Genomic DNA, 4,175 nt, shown 5'->3' on the forward strand with positions numbered 1-4,175 from the left:
TATGGCTTTTGCAGCAGAACGTCCGGTGCTCGCGCACTCCGAGTTCCGTCCGATCGGCGAGATCGAGCGCACCGAAGCCCGCTTCGAGGTGGTCAGCGAGTACGAGCCCGCCGGTGACCAGCCCGCCGCGATCAAGGATCTGACCGCACGGATCCAGGCGGGGGAGAAGGACATCGTGCTCCTCGGTGCCACCGGTACCGGTAAGTCGGCGACGACGGCGTGGCTCATCGAGCAGGTGCAGCGCCCCACGCTGGTGATGGCACCCAACAAGACCCTTGCCGCGCAGCTGGCGAACGAGTTGCGCGAGATGTTGCCCAACAACGCCGTCGAGTACTTCGTGTCGTACTACGACTACTACCAACCCGAGGCGTACATCGCGCAGACCGACACCTACATCGAGAAGGACTCGTCGATCAACGACGACGTCGAACGACTCCGCCACTCGGCGACCTCGAGTCTGCTGTCCCGCCGCGACGTCGTGGTGGTGGCGTCGGTGTCCTGCATCTACGGCCTCGGTACGCCGCAGTCGTACCTCGATCGTTCGGTCGAGCTCGAGGTGGGACAGGAGATCGACCGCGACGCCCTCCTGAGGCTGCTCGTCGACGTGCAGTACACCCGCAACGACACGGCGTTCACCCGCGGCAGCTTCCGCGTCCGCGGCGACACCGTCGAGATCATCCCGTCCTACGAGGAACTCGCGGTGCGCATCGAGTTCTTCGGCGACGAGGTCGAATCGCTCTACTACCTGCATCCGCTCACCGGCGACGTCGTGCGTCAGGTCGACTCGCTGCGGATCTTCCCGGCCACCCACTACGTGGCGGGGCCGGAGCGGATGGAACGCGCGATGGCGTCGATCGAGCAGGAACTCGAGGAACGGCTTGCCGAGCTCGAGGGCAAGGGCAAGCTCCTCGAGGCCCAGCGCCTGCGGATGCGGACCACCTACGACCTCGAGATGATGCGCCAGGTCGGATTCTGCTCGGGCATCGAGAACTATTCGCGCCATATCGACGGTCGTTCGGCCGGGAGTGCACCGGCGACGCTGATCGACTATTTTCCGGAGGACTTCCTCCTGGTCATCGACGAGTCGCATGTGACCGTCCCGCAGATCGGTGGCATGTACGAGGGCGACATGTCCCGCAAGCGCAACCTCGTCGAGTTCGGCTTCCGGCTCCCGTCGGCGGTGGACAACCGCCCGCTGACGTGGGATGAGTTCGTCGACCGCATCGGTCAGACCGTGTACCTGTCGGCGACGCCCGGACCGTACGAACTCGGTCAGTCGAACGGCGAGTTCGTCGAGCAGGTGATCCGCCCGACCGGTCTCGTGGACCCGCAAGTCGTGGTGAAACCGACCAAGGGGCAGATCGACGACCTGGTCCACGAGATCCGGCAGCGCACCGAACGCGACGAACGCGTCCTCGTCACGACGCTCACCAAGAAGATGGCCGAGGACCTCACCGACTACCTGCTGGAACTCGGCATCCGGGTGCGGTACCTGCATTCCGAGGTCGACACCCTGCGTCGTGTCGAGTTGCTGCGCCAGCTCCGGTCGGGTGACTACGACGTCCTCGTCGGCATCAACCTCCTCCGCGAGGGTCTCGACCTCCCGGAGGTCTCGCTGGTGGCGATCCTCGATGCGGACAAGGAAGGGTTCCTGCGCAGCACCACGTCGTTGATCCAGACGATCGGCCGTGCGGCCCGCAACGTGTCGGGTGAGGTGCACATGTACGCGGACAAGATCACCGACTCGATGGCCAACGCGATCGAGGAGACCGAACGCCGCCGCGAGAAGCAGATCGCCTACAACAAGGAGCGCGGCATCGACCCGAAGCCGTTGCGCAAGAAGATCGCCGACATCCTCGACCAGGTGTATCGAGAAGCCGAGGACGAGGCGGTTGCGGTCGGCGGTTCGGGCCGCAACGCGAGCCGCGGCCGCCGGGCGCAGGGCGAGGTGTCCAAGGCCGGCAGTGCGGGCGTGATCGAGAAGCGCGATGTCTCGGCCATGCCGCGCGCCGAGCTCGCAGATCTCGTGTCGCAATTGACCGATCAGATGATGAGCGCGGCCCGCGACCTGCAGTTCGAGCTGGCGGGCCGCCTGCGAGACGAGATCGCCGACCTGAAGAAGGAGCTTCGAGGAATGGACGCAGCGGGCATCAAGTAGGGCCGTGACCTGCGATCCCGTCGAAGACACAAGATCGCGTCCATGTGCCGATCGCCACGATCGGCGGACAGACACGCCGCGGCAAACTAATGTCCCGGTGATAGAACCCTGCAGTATGGGGGATGTAGGTGACGCCTCGCTGATGGGCAGCGAGGCGAATTCATGTCGGAGGTTGGGATGAGCGCATACGAGACCATCGTCGTCGGGACCGACGGCTCGGAGTCGTCGATGAAGGCGGTGGAACGTGCGGGGGCACTCGCGGGCGAAGGCGCGCAGTTGGTGATCGCGTGCGCATACTTCCCCAACGAGCGTGGTGCAGGGGAGGCCGCCGACATCCTCAAGGACGAGGCCTACCAGGTCACCGGCTCGACGCCGACCGAGGAGATCCTGCGGACCGCGAAAGAGCGTGCGTCCAAGGCCGGAGCCGCCACCGTCGTCCAGCGCCCCGTCAAGGGTGCTCCGGTCGACGCGCTGCTCCAGCTCGTGAGCGACGTCAAGGCCGACCTCCTCGTCGTCGGTAACCGCGGCCTGAACTCGATCGCCGGGCGCCTTCTCGGATCGGTTCCGGCCGACGTGGCACGCAAGTCGGCATGTGACGTGCTGATCGTGCACACCACGGGTTAGTCACCCGCACACGAACGCAACGAGCGTCCCCGCCTCAGCGGGCGTCCGGGAAACCTCCGGCGCGCCCGAGGAGAGCGGGGACACTCTTTTCCAGGGACCTGCCCAGCCATTCCGCGGCCTCGATCAGGCCGTACATGTCGACGCCGGTCGTGACGTTCGACCGGTCCAGCGCATAGAGCAGGTCCTCCGACGCGATGTTGCCCGTCGCGGCCGGGGCGAACGGGCAACCGCCGAAACCGCCGATGGACGCGTCCAGAGCGCCGGCCCCGCATTCCAGGGCCGTCAGCGCATTGGCGTAGCCGGTGTTGCGGGTGTTGTGGAAATGCCAGCGCTGAGGGATACCCGGTGCGTGTGCGGCCGCCAGGTCGGCGACTGTGCGCACCTGTGCCGGGACGCCGACGCCGACGGTGTCGGCCAGGGCGATCTCGTCCGGTGCCGCGCCGTCGGTCAGGCGCGCGATGATCTCGCCGATCCACTCGGGGGCGACCTCCCCGGAGAACGGGCAGCCGAACGACACCGCGATGGTCACCGTCGTCCGTAGTCCGGCCTCGCGGGCATCATGTACGACGTCGATCGCCGCGGCGATGCCCTCGTCGACGCTGCAGCCCTGATTCCGCCGGCTGAACTCCTCGGTCGCGACAACCACCGCGTTGACCTCGTCGACGGCGGCGGTGAGGGCACGGTCGAGACCCCGGCGGTTGAGGACCAGACCGATGTAGGAGACGCCGTCGACGCGCGGAACCTGGGCCATGACCTCCTCGGCGCCGGCCATCTGCGGAACCCGCTTCGGATTGACGAAACTGACGGCCTCGACGCGTCGGACGCCGGCGTCGACACTGCGCGAGATCAACTCGACCTTGTCGTCGACCGACAGGAGGGTCTGCTCGTTCTGGAGGCCGTCGCGGGGGCCGACCTCGACCAGTTGCACGCTCGTCATGCCCCCAATCTTGCCCCGTCGCGGACACCTGGTGTGACGAGATTCCTTCCCTCGGGCAGATGTCGGTCGAACGACCGAATCCAAACCGCAACCCGGCGTCTTCGGTGTGACGTGAGTTGCTCGTGTGGCTCTAAGGGACTGATGAGGTCCCACCTGCCACGCCTGTGCGGCGCCGGATGTGACGAGGCTCTCAGACGTGAGATGCGCTGTATCACTTTCGATCTCAAAAGGGATGTAAAGCGTATGATTCGTGGCTGTTCGGCGAACGCCTCGGGGGACGGGTCAGCGGCGCCGTCGAACGACCAAATCGCCGACGACTGGTTCGGACGTGGAATGGATGAAGAATCACCCCTCGGTGAGGGGATCCCACAAGTTGGGTACGGGGAGGGGCGCCGGGAAGGGCGCAGCGAAGCTAGGGGGGTCGACCTGCTGGATCTCACCGCGGCTCAACGTGCC

At 66.2% G+C, this 4,175-nt stretch carries 3 protein-coding genes; 2 read left to right on the top strand and 1 reads right to left on the bottom strand.

Going from position 1 to position 4,175, the window contains the following annotated elements; genetic code table 11:
• The first annotated feature begins 1 nt into the window (after position 1).
• Complete coding sequence (uvrB, locus tag M1L58_RS13960) at positions 2 to 2,158, top strand: excinuclease ABC subunit UvrB (protein WP_040536675.1); 2,157 nt, start codon at positions 2 to 4, stop codon at positions 2,156 to 2,158.
• 177 nt (positions 2,159 to 2,335) lie between these two features.
• Entirely contained in the window at positions 2,336 to 2,782 is a 447-nt protein-coding gene (locus tag M1L58_RS13965) for a universal stress protein (RefSeq protein ID WP_006358695.1), read from the top strand.
• Between the two features lie 34 nt (positions 2,783 to 2,816).
• Here M1L58_RS13965 and M1L58_RS13970 read toward each other — a convergent pair whose 3' ends face one another.
• Entirely contained in the window at positions 2,817 to 3,719 is a 903-nt protein-coding gene (locus tag M1L58_RS13970) for a hydroxymethylglutaryl-CoA lyase (protein WP_248659342.1), read from the bottom strand.
• Between the last annotated feature and the right edge of the window lie 456 nt (positions 3,720 to 4,175).

This window comes from Gordonia sp. C13 (assembly GCF_023218005.1).
Lineage (GTDB): Bacteria > Actinomycetota > Actinomycetes > Mycobacteriales > Mycobacteriaceae > Gordonia > Gordonia namibiensis.